The sequence below is a fragment of the Hydrogenophaga sp. genome, assembly GCF_030373225.1.
Classification (GTDB): Bacteria; Pseudomonadota; Gammaproteobacteria; order Burkholderiales; family Burkholderiaceae_C; genus Hydrogenophaga.
In genome coordinates this window covers 1-16,755 of record NZ_JAUCZG010000003.1, presented here as the reverse complement: position 1 = coordinate 16,755, position 16,755 = coordinate 1, and the positions used below count along the sequence as shown (strand labels likewise).

Below are 16,755 nucleotides of genomic sequence, written 5' to 3'. Positions count from 1 at the left end.
TTGGAAGGCCGGGTCCAGTGTGGCCCCGGTGTGATGCGACAACGGCCCGGGGGTATCGGGTATTCCGGTCACCAAGGTAAGCGCATGTAAGGGCTTCCCGTGGTCCTCACCCCGGTTCTGCGGGTGCGATCAGGCCCATGGCCTCGAAGCCGGCGATGGCCTGGCGGGCCGCGTCGGCCTGCGCCCGCAGCAGACTGCGGCGTGTCTGGAGCGCGCTGCGCCGGGCTTCGATCACGTCGAGAAAACCGGCCAGTCCGTTGGTGTAGAGCGTGCGGGACTGTTCCAGCGCCGTCAGGGCTGCGGCGTTGCCGCGCTGCAGCGCGGTGGTGCGAAGGGCCGTTCCCTCGGCCGCAACCAGGGCGGCCTCGGTCTGTTGCAGTGCCTGCAACAGGGTCCGGCGGTACACCTCGCCGGCTTCGGCCACGCGGGAACGCGCGGCCTCGACGCCGGCGCTGCGCTCACCACCGTCGAACAGGGCCACCTCCAGCACCGCGGCCAGCGTGGCGGTCACGATGTCGAGCACACCACCGCCCAGTCCGGCCGAGGTGAGCGTGATGGCACCGGGCAGGCGCAAGCGGGGATACAGGTCGGCGCGCGCCACGCCCAGGTCGGCCGCGGCCACGGCCAGGCCGCGCTCGGCCGCACGCAGATCGGGACGCAGGCGCAGCAGGTCGATCGGGCGCGCGACGGTGGGGCCACCTTGCAGGACCGGCAAACGCGCATCCGCTGCGGCCATGGGCTGCGGGCGCTCACCGGAGAGCACCTGCAGGGCCGCGGCGGCCTGGCGCACCCGCACGCGGGCATCGGCTGCATCGGCCTCCAGCGTGGCGGTCTCGGTCTGCGCGCGGTCCCGGTCGAGTCGGGGCGCCAGTCCCGCGCTCACACGCACGTCCACCAGGCGCAACACCTCGCGCTGCAGGCTTTGTCCATCGGCGAGCAGCTGCTCGTCGAGCGCGGCCTCCTGCCAGGCCACATAGGCACGCGCCGTGAGTCCCGCGATGGACAGACGCGCCGCCTGTGCCCGGTCTTCGGCCTGCAGCAAGGCAGCCGCAGCCGATTGTTCGGCCTGCTGCAGGCCTCCCCAGAGGTCGAGGTCCCAATCCAGGGTGAGGGCCGCGCTGGGGTCGAGTGCGCGTTCTCCGGCACTGCGTCGACTGCGGGCCTGCACACCGGCTTCGGCCCCGATGAGCGGAGAGCGCCGCGCGCTGGCGCCGCGCAGCAGTGCCTGCGCCTGCACGACACGCTCGCGCGCGATCGCCGCGTCGGGGCTGTTGGCCAGCGCGCGCTCGACCCAGCCCGCCAGCGCCGGGTCGTTGAACCGGTTCCACCAGCGCCGGTCGGCTTCGGTGGGCGCGGTGGCGCCGGCTGCTGCGCCGGCGAAGCGGTCGTCCGCCGTGATGCCCAGCGTGGGCGCCGCGGGCGGTGCGTCGGGCTGGGGCAGGGTGCCGCAGCCGGCCAGGGCAGCGGCCAGGGCGCCCGGCATCAGCCGGCGCAGCCGCGCGTTCACGAGAACTCTCCCGTCTGTTGCGCAGCGGCCTGCTTCATCTCGGCGGCCAGCTGCTCGCCGTGGCTGGCGCGCGGCGGGGCGAAACGCGCCAGGCCCAGGTACACCACGGGTGTGAGGAACAGCGTGAAGATCGCGGCCAGCGACAAACCGCCAAAGATGACCCAGCCGATCGAGGCGCGCGACTCCGCGCCCGGCCCGCTGCCCAGCACCAGCGGCAGCGCGCCCAGCACGGTGGAGGCCATGGTCATCATGATGGGACGCAGCCGGGTCGCGGCTGCCTCCTGCGCCGCTTCGAGGACGCTGCGACCGGCGTCGCGCAGCTGGTCGGCGAACTCCACCATCAGGATGCTGTTCTTCGCCATCACGCCCACCAGCAGCAGCAGACCGATCTGGCTGTAGATGTTGATCGAGGTGCCGCTCAAGGCCATGGCAAACACCGCTGCGGCCAGGCCGAACGGCACCGTGATGATGACCACCGCCGCGCTGGTGATGCCTTCGAACTGCGCCACCAGCACCAGGAACACCACCAGCAGCGCGATCGCAAACGTGATGGCCACATCGCGCCCGGTCTGCTCCAGCGTCGCGGCGTCGCCGCGAAACAGCAGGCCCATGCCCTCGGGCAGTTCGGCCCGGGCCAGCGTGCGCAGGTCGTCCACCGCCTTCTGCAAGGCCACGCCGTCGGCCGTGACGGCGCTGAGCTGCACCGCGCGGCGCTGGCCCAGCCGTTCGAGTTCGGACGGGATGGCCGTTTCCTCGAACCGCACGAACTGCGACAGCGGGACCAGCCGCTCGCCGTCGGGCGTGGAAGCACGAACGCTGTAGCCCAGCAAGGCCTGCGGATCGGTGGCGCCGCGCGCGCTCGACTCCAGGATGACCGGCACGTTGCGATCACCCACCGTGAGGTCGGTGACCTCGGTGCCGTCCACCAGCGAGCGCAGCACCACGTCGAGGCCGGCGATCGACACGCCCAGTTCGCTCGCCCGTTCGCGGTCCACGCGCAGGGTGATCTGCGGTTGCGAGGCGGTGTAGCTCACCCGCACATCGCGCAGGCCGGGCAGGTCGCGCTCGATGGCCGCAGCGAAACCGTAGGCCGCGTCGGCGATGCGGTCGTAGTCGTCGCCGGTCACCGCCATCTGCACGCTGCCATCGCCGCCCCCCACGCCCAGGCTGTTGCCGCCGCGAATGCGCACGCGCGCGCCAGGCAGGTCGTCGAGCAGGCCCTGCACCCGCGCTGCCAGCTGCGCCTGGCTGAGGTCGCGGTCGCCCCAGTCGGCCAGCGGCGCGGTGATCTGGGCGCGGTTGGCGTCGTAGCGGCCGGTGATGGTGAAGATGTTCTCGACCAGGCCTTCGTCCTGCAGCGGCGTCACGGCGGCCAGTGCCGTCTCGAGCTGGCGGTCGATGTAGGCCAGGCCCACGCCGTCCGGTCCGTCCAGGCTGATCGTCAGCACACCACGGTCTTCCACCGGTGTCAGTTCCTGCGTGAGCTGCGTGTAGCTCCACACGGCAGCGCCGGCGAGCAGGACGCAGACGCCGGCCACCCACCACGCGCGGCGCAGTGCGCTGGCGAGCCAGCGGTCGTAGGTGCCGACGGCGCGTGTGCCCCAGCCCGACAGCCGGCGCCACACCGGGCCAGGTTCGCGCTCCCCGGGCAGACGCGAAGCGATCATCGGACCGAGCGACAGGGCGACGAACGAGGAAATGGCCACCGCGATGGCCATGACAAAACCGAACTCGGCGAACAGGCGTCCGGCGGCCGACGGCAGGAACGAGATCGGCACGAACACCGCCACCAACGTGGCGGTGGTGGCCACCACCGCGAAGAACACCTCGCGCGTGCCCAGCACCGCCGCGGCGCGCGGGCCCAGGCCCTGGGCGCGCCGCCGCTGGATGTTCTCCAGCACCACGATGGCGTCGTCCACCACCAGACCGGTGGCCAGCAGCAGCGCCAGCAGCGTGAGCAGGTTGATCGAGAAGCCCAGCATCCAGATCGCCGCGAGCGTGCCGATCAGGGCGATCGGGATCGCCACCACCGGCACCATGGTGGCGCGCCACTGGCCCAGGAACGCGGCCACCACCGCCACCACGATGGCCACCGCCATCAGCAGGCTCCACAGCACCTCGCTGATGGCGCCACTGATGAAGGTGGCGTCGTCCGACACCACCGTGACCTGCAGGTCGCCGCCGTCGCGGTTGATGCGCTCGACCACCGCGCGCACCCCGCTGGAGATGGCCACGCTGTTGGACTGCGCCTGCCGCACGATGCCCAGGCTGACCACCGACGTGCCGTTCAGGCGCACGTACGAGCTGGCGTCTGCCGGGCTGAAGTGGACATCGGCCACCGTGCCCAGGGCGAGGTCGGGGCGCACGCGCAGCGCGCGCATCTGTTCGGGTGTGGCCACCGAGGCGTTGGCGCGCACCAGCACCTCCTGGTTGGCCGACTCCAGGCTGCCCGCCGGCACGTCGACACGCGCGCTTTGCAGCACGGTGGCGATGTCGTTCACCGACACGTTGTAGGCCGCGAGCTGGAGCGGGTCGATGCGCACGCGCATCACCCGCTGGCGGCTGCCGAACAGCGTGATGTCGGCCACGCCCTCGACCGAGACCAGCTCCGGCTCGATGCGTTCTTCCACCGCCCGCGAGAGTTCGTCCACCGCGAGCGTGCGGCTGGAGACCGCCAGCTGCATCACCGGTTCGGCATCGGCATCGGCCTTGACAACGGTGACGCCTTCCACGCCCTCGGGCAGGGTTCGCTCGACGCGCGCGATCGCATCGCGCACGTCGTTGGCCGCCGTCACCAGGTCGACGCCGGGGTTGAATTCGATGATCACGCGCAGGTTGCCCTCTTCGCTGGCCGAGCGCACCAGATACACCCCGGGCACCCGGGAAGCCGCGCCCTCGAGCACGCGGGTGACTTCGGCGTCGAGCGTCTCGGGCGCGGCACCGGGCCAGTCGGCCCGCACCGCCACGATCGGGCGGTCGATGTTGGGCAGTTCGCGCACCTCCACGCCAAGCCAGGCTCCGATGCCGGCGATGACGATCAGCAGGTTGATCACGATCACCAGCCAGGGTCGGCGCAGGGCGAGCGCCGGCAGGTCGCGGGCGCGGTCCTCGATCATGGCGAGGTGCGGGTTGCGCCGCCGTTTCCGATCACGCGCACGGCGATGCCGGGGCGCAGCCGCTGCACCCCTTCCACCACCACGGTTTCACCGGGTTCGAGGTCGCCGTCGAGCAACACGCGCCCGTCGCCACGGCGCACCGGGCGCGCGGCCAGCCGCACCGAACGGCCCTCGCGCACCACCCACACGAACGAGCCGTCCCGGTCCCACTGCAGGGCGAGTTCGGGCACGCTCACGCGGGGCGGGCCCGCCAGGCCGAGCTGAACCTGGAAGGACATGCCCGAGCGCAGCAGGTCATCGGGGTTGGGCATGGCAGCGCGCACGCGTACGTTGCGAGACACCGGGTCGATGCGGCTGTCGATCTGGGCCACCGCGCCGTCGAACACGCGTCCCGGGTAGGCCGGGTTCATCGCCTTGATGACCTGGCCGGGCCTCACGCGGGCCAGGTAGGCCTCGGGAATGTTGAAGTCGATGAACAGCACGCGGCGATCGTCCAGCGTGGTCAGGGCGGTTTCGGGAGTCACACGGTCACCGCGTTCCACCGTGGCCAGACCCACCACGCCCGCGAACGGTGCGCGCACCACGCGGTCGGCCACCGCCTCGCGCGCCTGGGCCAGTTCGATCTGCGTCGCACGCAGGGCGGCGCGCGCCTCGTCGAGCACGCTTTCGGGCACGGCCCCGGTGCCTCGTGTGCCCTCGTAGCGGTCGGCCAGGGCACGGGCCGCCTCCACCCGGGCCGCCGCCAGGTCGGCCGCCAGCCGTTCGGTCCGGTCGTCCAGGCGCAGCAGCACCTGGGCGGCGCGCACCGCTTGCCCGGACCTGAATGTGACTTCGGCGACCTCTCCCGCGCCGGCGGGAAAGAGCACCACCGATTGCCGTGCCGAGCCATTGCCCGGCAACGTCAGCTCGATGTCGTCGCGTTCTTGTGTGCTGGCGGCCACGATCACCGGCGGCGATGACGCCGCCCCGCGAGCAGCGGGGGACTGGGCGTGCGTGGAGCCGAAGGCAGCGAGCAGCAGCAGGGCCAGGGAGGCGGCAGGGAGTCGTTTCAGCAAGGTGTCGGCTTCGTGAAAACAGCCGCATCGTGCGGACGGGAACCAGCGGGGATCAGCGGGAGATGCGTGAGCGCTGCGCTGCGCTTCGCTGCCAGCTTCGATGGAGGAGGGCCGGGCGGACAGAGTTCCCGGCCGTTCTCGAAACCCGGGCCGATCAGAGGGGCACGGTGTAGTTGAGCGTCATGCGTCCGCCATCGACGGTGACGATCTCGCCGGTGACGTAGCTGGCCGCATCGCTGGCGAGCCAGGCCACCACATCGGCGATCTCGTCGGGCTCGCCCAGCCGCTTCATCGGCGTGCGGCTCAGGATCTTCTGGCGCGCTTCCTCGCTGGTGAGCACCGCCCGCGCGGCCAGCTCGGTGGCGATGGTGCCCGGCGCCACCGCGTTCACTCGAATGCCGTGATCGGCCAGGGCCAGGGCCATCACGCGGGTCAGCTGGTTGATGCCGCCCTTGCTCACGTTGTAGCTGGCGATGCCGGGAATGGCGAGCACGCCGTTGACCGAGCTCATGTTGACGATGCTGCCGTCGCGTTGTGTCGCCATGACGCGGGCCACGGCCTGCCCCATGAGGAACGAGCCCTTGAGGTTCACGCGCAGCACCTCGTCGAAGTCGTCTTCGGTGATGGCCAGGAAGTCGGCGCTCTTGAAGATGCCGGCGTTGTTGACGAGCACGTCGATGCGCCCGAAAGCGTCCACGGTCTTGGCCACCACGGCCTCCACGTCGAGCCGGTCGCCGACATCGCAGTGCATGTAGCTGGCACCGAGCTCTCGCGCCAGCGCGCTGCCGGGCGCATTGGCCACGTCGGCGATCACCAGCCTGGCGCCCTCGCGCGCGAAGCGACGCACGCAGGCTTCGCCGATGCCCTGGGCACCTCCGGTGACGATGACGACACGGCCCTGGTGGCCGAAGTGAACGCTGGAGGGGGTGGTGGCGATGTTCATGCGTGCATGGTAAGTCGGGCTTGGGCGGTGCGGCTCAGCAGCCGCTGCAGGTCGCCAAGGCGGCGTCGACGCGCGTTCGGGTCTGGTCGATCAGGTAGTCGAGAAACACCTCGGTGCGCCGCGGCAGGAACTTGCGGCTGGGCAGGGCTGCGTACATGGTGAGGCGGTCGGTGATCCAGGGGTTGAGCACACGCACCAGGTCGCCGTTCTGGATCAGCGGCGCAGCCAGCTCGATGGTGGTGGCGGTGATGCCCGCGCCGTCGAGTGCGGCATGCATCAGCGTGTCGGTGTGGTTGGCCCACAGCACGGGCTGCACCTCGATGTCGACGAAGCGGGCGTCGTCGTTCTCGTGCAGCAGTCGCCAGCCCCGGGTGCGCCCGGCGTCGGGCTTGAAACGCAGGCAGTCGTGTTGCGCCAGGTCTTCGGGACGCGCCGGTGTGCCCTTGCGCCGCAGGTACTCGGGCGAGGCCAGCAACACGGTGACGCTGGAGAGCACCTTGCGTGCGATCACGTTGGCGTCGAACGAGGTCTTGGTGCCCATGAGCGTGATGTCGTAGTCCTCGATCGGGGGCTCCCGGTGCGAGTCCACCTCGATGTCGAGCCTGATTTTCGGGTAGGCCTGCCGGAAGCCGCTCACCAGGGGCGCGAGCACGTGCGTGGCGAGCACCGGCGGTGCCAGCAGGCGCAGCACGCCGGCCAGTTCGCTGGTCTGCGAGCTCACCAGCGCGTCGGCCTCGTCCAGGTCCTGCAGGATGGGGCGTACCCGCTCGAGGTAGCTCTCGCCCGCGTCGGTGAGCGACACGCGCCGGGTGGTGCGGTGCAGCAAGCGCGTGCCCAGATGGTCCTCAAGGTCTGCGACCAGCCGCGTCACCACGGCGGGCGACATCTCCATCGCGCGGCCAGCCGCCGCAAAGCCGCCTTCGTCGATCACTTTTTGAAAGACACGCATCGAAGCCAGACGGTCCATGGGGGGTTCCTTTGCGGGTTAACCCGCATGCAAAAGAACTCATTATTGCTGAATACGAAACACAGAAGGCCATTCAGTGCTGTTTTTCTTCAGGATCAGAAACTTTACAGTTCAACCCATCGATGCATGCAAACCCTCAGCAGAGGCATCGAAGCCGGCCAGACCACACAAAGGACCGACCGGCATGTTCAACCCTCCACAAGGAAACTGTCATGAAATCACGTTTGTCTGTCATCGCCATTGCCCTCTCCACCCTCGTTGCCGGTCACGCCCTGGCCGCCGACTCCTCCATCGCCAAGACCCGCGAGCAGGTTCGCGCCGAACTCGTCGAAGCCCAGCGCAACGGCAACCTGATCGCCGATGGCGAAACCGGCATGCGCCAGAACCAGCTGCGCCCCGACCTGTACCCACAAGCGGCGACCGTCGGCAAGACGCGCGCTGAAGTCCAGGCCGAGCTGGCCGATGCCCGTGCCAGCGGTGACCTGATCGCCAACGGTGAGTCCGGCGCCCGCTACAACCAGCTGTACCCTGAGCAGTACGCAGCGACCCGCACCGCCGCCGACGTGGCCGAAACGGTTGCCCAGGGCAAGACCCGCGAAGAGGTGAAGGCCGAGCTGGCCGAAGCCATCCGCACCGGCGACATGTTGGCCGATGGCGAAAGCGGCATGCGCTACAACCAGCTGTACCCCAACCGTTACCCACAGCCCGTCCTGGCCCAGGGCAAGTCGCGTGAAGAAGTGCGTGCCGGTCTGGTGAATTCGCGCCCGGTGCAGGTCAACTGAGCCTTCGCTGCGGCCTGACCGTCCGCCCCTGTGGCGGACGTCGCCAACGCCCGGTGTCCCATGAGGACCCCGGGCGTTGTGCCGTCTGGTACAACCGGGCACCCTTCAGGAGCCCCCATGATTGCCTTCACCCAGGTCGTGCTGTTCACCGACGCCGATGGCCGCGCCCGGTTCCGCGAGGAGACGATGGACCTCACCGAGGGGACCGCCTCGGCCCGTCTGTCGCCCGTGTTGCCGGCCAGCGGCTTGCAGTTGCGTCACAGCCCGGTGGGTTTTCGCAGCACATTCCATTGCACCGCAGCGCCCCAGTGGCTGTTCGTGCTGGGGGGCCGGATGGAGATCGGCCTGCAGGACGGCAGCTCGCGCACCTTCGCCGCAGGCGACCATTTCTACTCGGCCGACACCTTGCCCGCCGGCGCCACCTTCGATGCGACGGTGCACGGCCACTGGAGCCGCCAGGTGGGCGACGAGCCGCTGGTGACCGCCTTCGTCAAGGTCTGAGCGTCACGCCGGATCGGGCATGCGCAGCCGCAGCAGCGCGCGCACGAAGCCGTGGTCGCTGCGGGTGCGGTCGCGGCCCTCGAACAGGTGGTCGTTGAACACCTCCACCCGCCGCACGTCGCCGATGGCGCCCCGGCTGGTGGAGACAAACTCCTCGCTCACCAGCACCTGGTCAAGCACCTCGGGGTAGCCTTGGTGGATGTGCGAATAGGCCACGTCGCGGCGCAGCGCCGCCTCGCCCTGCACGTCCCAGGCGCTGAACAGCGCGGCGTCGCGCGCACCCCTGTCGTACGCCACTTGCGACGTGGCCGCAATCAGCTGGGTGGTCACGCTGTGCGGGCTGTCGTTGAGATCGCCCATGAGCACCAGCGGCAGTTTCGTGCGGTGCAGCAGCTCCACCACTTTCAGCCGCAGCGCCAGTGCTTCGCCCGCCCGCATGATCAGCGAGCGCAGTGAGCCCAGCGCCTGCACGGCAGGATCGCTGGTGTCTTCGATCGTCTTGCCGCTGGCGTCTTCAAGGTACCTGGGCCGCTTGCTCTTGAGGTGCGCGGAGATCACGCACAGGGGTTGACCGTGTTTCAGGCGCAGGGTGGCCACCAGCGGTGGCCGCTCGAAACGGGTGTGGGCGCCGGTGCCGGGCACCTGCACCACGGCGGCGGCCGGAAAGTCGACGATGGACTCCACCGCTTCGAGCTTCAGGCGGGTGACGATGCCCACCCGCGGCGTGCCCCGGGCCCCGTGCTGACCCGGGCCGTTTTCGGCGCCGGGCACCACCACCGAGCTGTATTGCAGACCGCTGCGAGCCACCGCCGCTCGCAGCGCGAGTTCGTCCCAGACCTCCTGCACCGCGATCACGTCGGCGTTGAGCGCCTTGAAGCGGTCACCGAGCCAGTCCACCTTGCGATCGAACTCGGTCTGGCTGTAGGGATCCTGCCCGTCGTAGAAAGCGCGCCCGGGCTGGGCCAGGTTGAGCACGTTGCAGGTGGCCACCATGAGCGTGGCCCAACGTGGCGACGCCCCGTTGCCGGTGAAGGCAGACGGGGCGTCGGAGGAGGGGGGCGTGCGGTCGTCGGGCATGACCGCACTGTAGTTGCTTGTGACTCAGCGGATGCGTCCGAAGTTGGTGCGCAGCGGATCGGCGTTGCCGCCGCCACCACCACCACCACCACCGCTGCGCGGGCCACCCCGGCCGCCGCCACCGCCACCACCTTTGCCTGCGCGGTTGCCGGTGCGCATGGCGTCGATGCTGGTGCGAAGCGGGTCGGGCTGACCGCCCGGATTGGCCGCGCGTGGGCGTGGCTCCTTGATGCGCAGGCTGCCCAGGTGGGCGTTCGGACCGGGCTGGCGCTCGGCGCCGGGTTCGCGGTCTTCACGCGGGCCACGGTCTTCGCGCGGTGCGCGGTCCATGCGCTCACCACGGTCGGCCTGCTGGCGCGGTGGGCGAGGACCCTGGCCACCGGCGTTGCGCGGGCCGTTGTTGCTGCGCGGCTGGCCGTTGCCTCCACCGCCACCGTTGGCGCGCTGGCCACCGCCGCCCCGGCGGCCTTCGCCGCGCGGTCCGTCGATCTGGGCACCGTCGCCGACCGGGCGCTGGCGTTGGCCACCGCCGCCACCGCCGTTGCCGCGCGCCTGCTGCGGCTCACCGGCCTTCTTTTCGCGCACGCGCTGCATCATCTCCGTGCGCGCAGCCTTGGCGGCCGCGGCCATCACGTCGCGGCTCGGTGGCTTGCCGGCACCGCCCCAGATGGTCTGGCGACCCATGGCGATGGGCTCGGCCTTCTCACCGGGCTCGGGCATGAACTCGGGGAACATCTGCACCGGAATGCGCTGCTTGGTGAAGCGCTCGATCTCCATCATGAAACCTTCCTCGTCCAGGCTCACGAGGTTGACCGCTGCGCCGTCGTTGCCCGCGCGGCCGGTGCGGCCGATGCGGTGCACATAGTCTTCGCAGACGTTGGGAATCTCGTAGTTCACCACGTGCGGCAGTTCGTCGATGTCGATGCCGCGGGCTGCAATGTCGGTGGCCACCAGGGCGCGGATGTCTCCGCTCTTGAAACCGGCCAGCGCCTGGGTGCGTGCACCCTGGCTCTTGTTGCCGTGCAGGGCCATCGCCTGGATGCCGTTTTTCGTGAGGAACTCGGCCACGTTGTTGGCACCGAACTTGGTGCGGGTGAACACCAGCACCTGGCTCCAGTTGTGCTGGTTGATGATGTGTACCAGCAGGGCCTTTTTCTTGCCACGGCCCACCGGGTGGATCACCTGGGTGATGCGCTGCACCGTGGTGTTGCGCGGGGTCACCTGGATGTGCAGCGGGTCCTTGAGCAGGTTGCTCGCGAGGTCACGGATCTCGTCGCTGAAGGTGGCCGAGAACAGCAGGCTCTGTTTTTCCTTGGGCACCAGCGCCAGGATCTTCTTCACGTCGTGGATGAAGCCCATGTCGAGCATGCGGTCGGCTTCGTCGAGCACCAGCATCTGCACCCCGGAGAGATCGAGGAATCCCTGCTGCTGCAGGTCGAGCAGGCGGCCAGGGGTGGCCACCAGCACGTCCACGCCACGCTTCATGGCGTTGATCTGCGGGTTCATGCCCACGCCGCCGAACACGACGGTGGAGGTCAGCGTGAGGTGTTTGCCGTAGGTGCGAACCGATTCCTCGACCTGCGCGGCAAGTTCGCGCGTGGGGGTGAGCACCAGGGCCCGGATCGCCACGCCGCCGAAGCGGTTCTTGGCGCGCTCGCTGCTCGACAGGCGTTGCAGCAGGGGCAGGGTGAAGGCAGCCGTCTTGCCGGTGCCCGTCTGGGCGCCACCGAGCAGGTCTCGCCCGGCCAGCACGGCGGGAATCGCCTCGGCCTGGATGGGGGTGGGTGTTTCGTAGCCATGCTCACGCACGGCTTGCACGATGGCCGGAGCCAGATTCAGATCGTCAAAGGTCATTTTTTTGGAGGCGCCCGTCCAGGGCGCTGGGGGCATCGGCCACTCCGTGAGCCGCTCCGGTGTGGGGAGCAGAACCCGGCCAGTCTGGGGCAGATGGATTCAGGGGTTTGGTGTCGACCAGTGGCTGGCGAACACCCCAGCGAAAGGCTGGTGCCGAGCCAACTGAAGTGCCCGACGAGCCGTATTGTCGCATGCTGGGATAATCGATGGTTTCGCGCCGTCCCTCGGCGCAGATTTCCCAGGCACACAGCAATGGCTCAATACGTCTTTTCCATGAACAAGGTCGGCAAAATCGTGCCGCCCAAACGTCAGATCCTCAAGGACATTTCGCTCTCCTTCTTCCCCGGCGCCAAGATCGGCGTGCTGGGCACCAACGGTTCGGGCAAGTCCACGCTGCTCAAGATCATGGCCGGCATCGACAAGGAGATCGAGGGCGAAGCCATCCCGATGCCGGGCATCCGCATCGGGTATTTGCCGCAGGAGCCCCATCTCGACCCCGAGCAGTCCGTGCGCGAAGCGGTCGAAAACAGCATGAGCGGCGTGCGCGCGGCACAAAAACGCCTTGAAGAGGTGTATGCCGCCTACGCCGACGAAGACGCCGACTTCGACGCCCTGGCCGCCGAGCAGGCGCAGCTCGAAGCCGTCATTTCCACCTCGGGCACCGACGGCGAACACCAGCTGGAGATCGCGGCCGACGCGCTGCGCCTGCCGCCGTGGGACGCCAAGGTCGGCGTGCTCTCCGGTGGCGAGAAGCGCCGTGTGGCCTTGTGCTGCATGCTGCTGTCCAAGCCCGACATGCTGTTGCTCGACGAGCCCACCAACCACCTGGACGCCGAGTCGGTGGACTGGCTGGAGCAGTTCCTCAAGCGTTTTCCCGGCACCGTGGTGGCCATCACCCACGATCGTTACTTCCTGGACAACGCGGCCGAGTGGATTCTTGAACTCGACCGTGGTCACGGCATTCCGTACAAGGGCAACTACTCGACCTGGCTGGAGCAGAAGGAAGCCCGCCTGGAGCAGGAGCAGCGCACCGAAGACGCGCGCACCAAGGCCATGAAGAAAGAGCTGGAGTGGGTGCGCCAGAACCCCAAGGGCCGTCAGGCCAAGAGCAAGGCGCGTCTGGCGCGCTTTGAAGAACTCAGCGATGTGGACTACCAGAAGCGCAACGAGACCAACGAGATCTTCATTCCGGTGGCCGAGCGCCTGGGCAACGAAGTGTTCGAGTTCAAGAACGTGAGCAAGAGCTTCGGCGACCGCCTGCTGATCGACAACCTGAGCTTCCAGATTCCGGCCGGCGCGATCGTCGGCATCATCGGCCCCAACGGAGCCGGCAAGTCCACCTTGTTCAAGCTGATCTCCGGCAAGGAGCAGCCCGACAGCGGCGAAGTGAAGATCGGCCAGACCGTGCGCATGGCCGTGGTGGACCAGAGCCGTGACGACCTGCAGAACGAAAAGACGGTGTGGGAAGACGTCTCGGGTGGACTGGACATGATCACCGTGGGCAAGTTCCAGATGCCCAGCCGCGCCTACTGCGGCCGTTTCAACTTCTCGGGTGGTGACCAGCAAAAACGCGTGGGCAGCCTCTCCGGCGGCGAGCGCGGTCGCCTGCACCTGGCCAAGACGCTGGCCGAGGGCGGCAACGTGCTGCTGCTGGACGAACCTTCGAACGACCTGGACGTGGAAACCCTGCGGGCACTGGAAGACGCGCTGCTGGAATTCGCGGGCTGTGCCCTTGTCATCAGCCACGATCGCTGGTTCCTCGACCGCATCGCCACGCACATCCTGGCCGCCGAGGGCGACAGCCAGTGGGTGTTCTTCAACGGCAACTACCAGGAATACGAGGCCGACAAGAAGAAGCGGCTGGGCGAAGAGGGTGCGAAGCCCAAACGCATGCGGTTCAAGGCGCTGAAGTGAGCTCACCCCCGCGCCGGCCCGATGCCCGGGCCGTCACCCCCTTCCAGGGGGCAATGCCTGCGGACCGGGAGACCCGGATCCGCGGCATTCCGGAATGACTTCCCCTCTGACGTGTCACCCATGTCCATGACCGAAGAACCTGTTCTCGCCGCCACGCGCCACTGGCTGGAGAAGGCCGTGATCGGCCTGAACCTGTGCCCGTTCGCGCGCGCGGTGTATGTGAAGAACCAGGTGCGCATCGTGGTCAGCCAGGCGCGCCACCTCGATGCGTTCCTGGACGACCTCGATCGCGAGCTCGACCTGCTGCAGAACACACCGGCCGAGGAGGTCGACACCACGCTGCTGGTGCACGCCACGCTGTTCCCCGACTTCGAGGTGTTCAACGACTTCCTCAACGTGGTGGACGACGTCGTGGCCGAGCACGAGCTCGAGGGGGTCATCCAGGTGGCGCCGTTTCATCCCCTGTTCCAGTTCGAGGGCACCGAGCCCGACGACGTGACCAACTGCACCAACCGCTCGCCCTTTCCCACGCTGCACCTGCTGCGCGAGGACAGCGTCGAGCGGGCCGTGGCGTCCGAGGGGGGCGATGCCGACGCCATCGTCGAGCGCAACCTGCAGACCCTGCGCGATCTGGGCACCGAGGGCTGGCAGGCCTTGCTGGCTAAACCCTGAACTGAGGGGACATTCGGTTTCTTTTTGCGGTTGTGCAAGGGTGGGGCGGTGGTCACAATGGTCCCAACTCGATCTCGTCCCATGGACAGAAAGCAACCGCACGCATGCAAGCCCAGCCACAGGCCTTCGATGCCTGCCTCAAGGAGGCACTCGCCCAGACGCGCGAGTGGGTTCCACGCTGGCTCGACAAACTGCACGCTGCGCTCAAGGACAAGGAGCTGTCGGCACGGCATCTGCACGACAAGCAAAGTCTGGTCGAAGCGCGAACCGCCCTCGAAGACCACCGCGACCTGATCGCCACGCGGTTTCTGTCGGTGCTGGCCGATGCGGTCGGCAATGCCCTGCCCGCCAGCGACACCCGGCTGGGGTCCCCCAGATCGGTGAGTTTTGACGAACTCGAACTCATGGGTGACGACCAGGTGCAGGAGACGGTGGAACTGGCGCGGGTGCAGCAGATCGTGAGCATGACGGCGGACCACGAAATTGTTGAACTCACCGCCCGCCTGTGCACGGCACAAGGCATGCAGCTGGTCCAGGCCGAAGCCAATCCCTTGCGCGCCGACGTCGTGGTCGGCGCCTTGATGAAGACGCTCAAGGGCCTGCACATCGGTCCGGGTGTGCGTTCGCGCTGGCTGCAGACCGGCGCCATCTCGCTGGGCAACGAATTGCAGGGCCTGTACACGCGCCTGAGCGCCATGCTTGACAAGATGGGTGTGGAGGCGGCGGGTTATGCCGTGATCCAGGCGCCCGATGTGCGCGCGTCTTCGGGCGATTCCACGCTGGGCCGCCGGGGGATTGTGGCCCCCGAAGAGGCCGCGCCCGGGTCCGATGCCCTGCTGACCCTGGACCACCTGCACCAGTTGCTGGTGGGCAACCTGGAGCCGTCCGACGAAGAGGCCGTGCGCGCGCCCGGCACCGCCGGCGCCGGCAATGCCATGGTGCGCACCCTGGCCAGCGAAGTGGTTTCGCTCATGCTCAAGCAGATTTCTGCCGACGAGCGCCTGCTGCGCCCGGTGCGCGAGATGCTCCAGGACATGAAGCCCGCCCTGCTGCAGGCAGCGCGCACCGAACCGCGATTCTTCGCCGACCGGCAGAACCCGGCGCGGCGTCTGCTCGATGCGATCACCGAACACAGCCTGGCCTACACCCATGAGCAGGATCGGGGTTACGCCGCTTTCTCGCGTCAGGTGCGCGGCATCATCGACGGCCTGCAAAAGCCGGGGGGCGACCTGACCGACCGGTTTTCAACCCTGTTGCAGGGCTTCAACCGTTCCCAGACCGAGGCCATGGCGCCCGAGCAGGTGCAGGCCCGCGGCCTCGCGGTCAAGACGCTGGTGCGGGTGGAGCAGCGCAACCTGCTGGCCGAGCGCGTCGCTGCCGAATTCCGCTCACGCAACGACTTCGATCGCTCGCCCGGCGTGGTGCGGCGCTTCCTCACCGGACCCTGGGCCCAGGTGGTGGCGCAGGCCCGGCTGGAAGTCTCCACCGCCACCGGCCTGAGCCCGGCCGAGGTGCCGGCGATGCGCTACACCGACATCCTGCCCGACCTGCTGTGGTCGAGCCAGCTCGCGCTGGCCAGCCTGAACCGCCCGCGCCTGGTCAAGATCATCCCTGGCGTCCTGCGCACTTTGCGCGAAGGCCTGGATTCGATCGACTACCCGCGCGAGCAGGCGGAGGCTTTTTTCCAGACCTTGATGGGGCTGCACGAAGCGGCCTACAAGACCCAGCGCGCAGAACCGCCGCCAGATGCCACGCCCAGTGTGCAGTTCGAAGACGACCTGGAGCCCTGGATGCAGCCCGCCGAAGCGCGCGACACCGGCTTCATGGAAGACATGGCGCCCGAATCGCTGACCGACACCCAGCCGTCGTTCGTGGATACCCAGCCGATGCAACGGGACTGGGTGGAGCTCAAGGCGGAGATGGCGGCGCAGCAACCGGTGTCGCAACTGAGCGTGGGCACCTGGGTCGACATGTGGCAGGACGGCCAGGCCGTTCGTTGCCAGATCACCTGGGCCAGTCCGCACGGCACGCTCTACCTGTTCTCGGGCGCCAACGGTCGCTCGTTGTCCATGACCCGCCGCGGTCTGGACCGCCTGATCGAGCAGGACCGGCTGCGCGTGGTGGCCGACCACGGGGTGGTCAACCAGGCGCTCGACGAAGTGACCCGACAGGCCTGGCTGAACAGCCTGAACGCTGAGGGCTGAGGGGCCCCCACGCTCCCCCGCTGCGCGAGGTCCGCTGCCCCCCGAGGGGGCTGGGCCTGCCTTGGGGCGGCCCGGCGGCTGGCCCTGGCCTTGCCCCCACGCTCCCCAGCTGCGCGAGGTCCGCTGCCCCCCGAGGGGGCTGGGCCTGCCTTGGGGCGGCCCG

At 68.8% G+C, this 16,755-nt stretch carries 12 protein-coding genes; 5 read left to right on the top strand and 7 right to left on the bottom strand.

The window, feature by feature from the left end; genetic code table 11:
• Window positions 1-106 precede the first annotated feature (106 nt).
• From QUV35_RS02300 to QUV35_RS02280, 5 genes are all read right to left on the bottom strand, one after another.
• The gene (locus tag QUV35_RS02300) at window positions 107-1,507 is read right to left on the bottom strand and encodes an efflux transporter outer membrane subunit (protein ID WP_300870538.1); all 1,401 of its coding nucleotides are present in this window, start codon (window positions 1,505-1,507) and stop codon (window positions 107-109) included.
• Window positions 1,504-4,623, bottom strand: a complete 3,120-nt coding sequence (locus tag QUV35_RS02295) for an efflux RND transporter permease subunit (RefSeq protein ID WP_300870537.1) — start codon at window positions 4,621-4,623, stop codon at window positions 1,504-1,506. The genes QUV35_RS02300 and QUV35_RS02295 overlap by 4 nt, the downstream gene beginning before the upstream one ends.
• Complete coding sequence (locus QUV35_RS02290) at window positions 4,620-5,678, bottom strand: efflux RND transporter periplasmic adaptor subunit (protein WP_300870535.1); 1,059 nt, start codon at window positions 5,676-5,678, stop codon at window positions 4,620-4,622. The genes QUV35_RS02295 and QUV35_RS02290 overlap by 4 nt, the downstream gene beginning before the upstream one ends.
• 154 nt (window positions 5,679-5,832) lie before the next feature.
• On the bottom strand, window positions 5,833-6,621 hold the full coding sequence (locus QUV35_RS02285; RefSeq protein WP_300870534.1) for an SDR family NAD(P)-dependent oxidoreductase: 789 nt from the start codon (window positions 6,619-6,621) through the stop codon (window positions 5,833-5,835).
• 34 nt (window positions 6,622-6,655) lie between these two features.
• Complete coding sequence (locus tag QUV35_RS02280) at window positions 6,656-7,588, bottom strand: LysR family transcriptional regulator (protein WP_300870533.1); 933 nt, start codon at window positions 7,586-7,588, stop codon at window positions 6,656-6,658.
• Between the two features lie 212 nt (window positions 7,589-7,800).
• Here QUV35_RS02280 and QUV35_RS02275 point away from each other — a divergent pair, with 212 nt between their 5' ends.
• Together QUV35_RS02275 and QUV35_RS02270 are read left to right on the top strand one after the other, a co-directional pair.
• On the top strand, window positions 7,801-8,370 hold the full coding sequence (locus tag QUV35_RS02275; protein WP_300870532.1) for a DUF4148 domain-containing protein: 570 nt from the start codon (window positions 7,801-7,803) through the stop codon (window positions 8,368-8,370).
• Between the two features lie 117 nt (window positions 8,371-8,487).
• Window positions 8,488-8,871: a hypothetical protein gene (locus QUV35_RS02270; RefSeq protein ID WP_300870531.1), complete on the top strand. Its 384-nt coding sequence runs from the start codon at window positions 8,488-8,490 to the stop codon at window positions 8,869-8,871.
• Between the two features lie 3 nt (window positions 8,872-8,874).
• Here the strand turns inward: QUV35_RS02270 and QUV35_RS02265 are convergent, their stop codons facing one another.
• On the bottom strand, window positions 8,875-9,864 hold the full coding sequence (locus QUV35_RS02265) for an endonuclease/exonuclease/phosphatase family protein (RefSeq protein WP_300870792.1): 990 nt from the start codon (window positions 9,862-9,864) through the stop codon (window positions 8,875-8,877).
• Window positions 9,865-9,972: 108 nt separating this feature from the next.
• Complete coding sequence (locus QUV35_RS02260; RefSeq protein ID WP_300870790.1) at window positions 9,973-11,802, bottom strand: DEAD/DEAH box helicase; 1,830 nt, start codon at window positions 11,800-11,802, stop codon at window positions 9,973-9,975.
• Between the two features lie 252 nt (window positions 11,803-12,054).
• Here QUV35_RS02260 and ettA point away from each other — a divergent pair, with 252 nt between their 5' ends.
• The 3 genes from ettA (at window position 12,055) to QUV35_RS02245 (ending at window position 16,592) form a co-directional block, all read left to right on the top strand.
• Window positions 12,055-13,716 (top strand): energy-dependent translational throttle protein EttA, encoded by a 1,662-nt coding sequence (ettA, locus tag QUV35_RS02255; RefSeq protein ID WP_300870530.1) that lies wholly within the window; start codon window positions 12,055-12,057, stop codon window positions 13,714-13,716.
• A 126-nt stretch (window positions 13,717-13,842) separates the two neighbouring features.
• The gene (locus QUV35_RS02250; RefSeq protein ID WP_300870789.1) at window positions 13,843-14,388 is read left to right on the top strand and encodes a DUF1415 domain-containing protein; all 546 of its coding nucleotides are present in this window, start codon (window positions 13,843-13,845) and stop codon (window positions 14,386-14,388) included.
• 104 nt (window positions 14,389-14,492) lie between these two features.
• Entirely contained in the window at window positions 14,493-16,592 is a 2,100-nt protein-coding gene (locus tag QUV35_RS02245) for a DUF1631 family protein (protein ID WP_300870529.1), read from the top strand.
• Window positions 16,593-16,755 lie beyond the last annotated feature (163 nt).

Coding starts and splice junctions, on each gene's coding strand:
- QUV35_RS02275 (WP_300870532.1), top strand. CDS start 7,801: ATGAAATCACGTTTGTCTGTCATCGCCATTGCCCTCTCCACCCTCGTT.
- QUV35_RS02260 (WP_300870790.1), bottom strand. CDS start 11,802: ATGACCTTTGACGATCTGAATCTGGCTCCGGCCATCGTGCAAGCCGTG.
- QUV35_RS02250 (WP_300870789.1), top strand. CDS start 13,843: ATGACCGAAGAACCTGTTCTCGCCGCCACGCGCCACTGGCTGGAGAAG.
- QUV35_RS02295 (WP_300870537.1), bottom strand. CDS start 4,623: ATGATCGAGGACCGCGCCCGCGACCTGCCGGCGCTCGCCCTGCGCCGA.
- QUV35_RS02265 (WP_300870792.1), bottom strand. CDS start 9,864: ATGGTGGCCACCTGCAACGTGCTCAACCTGGCCCAGCCCGGGCGCGCT.
- ettA (WP_300870530.1), top strand. CDS start 12,055: ATGGCTCAATACGTCTTTTCCATGAACAAGGTCGGCAAAATCGTGCCG.
- QUV35_RS02285 (WP_300870534.1), bottom strand. CDS start 6,621: ATGAACATCGCCACCACCCCCTCCAGCGTTCACTTCGGCCACCAGGGC.
- QUV35_RS02280 (WP_300870533.1), bottom strand. CDS start 7,588: ATGGACCGTCTGGCTTCGATGCGTGTCTTTCAAAAAGTGATCGACGAA.
- QUV35_RS02245 (WP_300870529.1), top strand. CDS start 14,493: ATGCAAGCCCAGCCACAGGCCTTCGATGCCTGCCTCAAGGAGGCACTC.
- QUV35_RS02270 (WP_300870531.1), top strand. CDS start 8,488: ATGATTGCCTTCACCCAGGTCGTGCTGTTCACCGACGCCGATGGCCGC.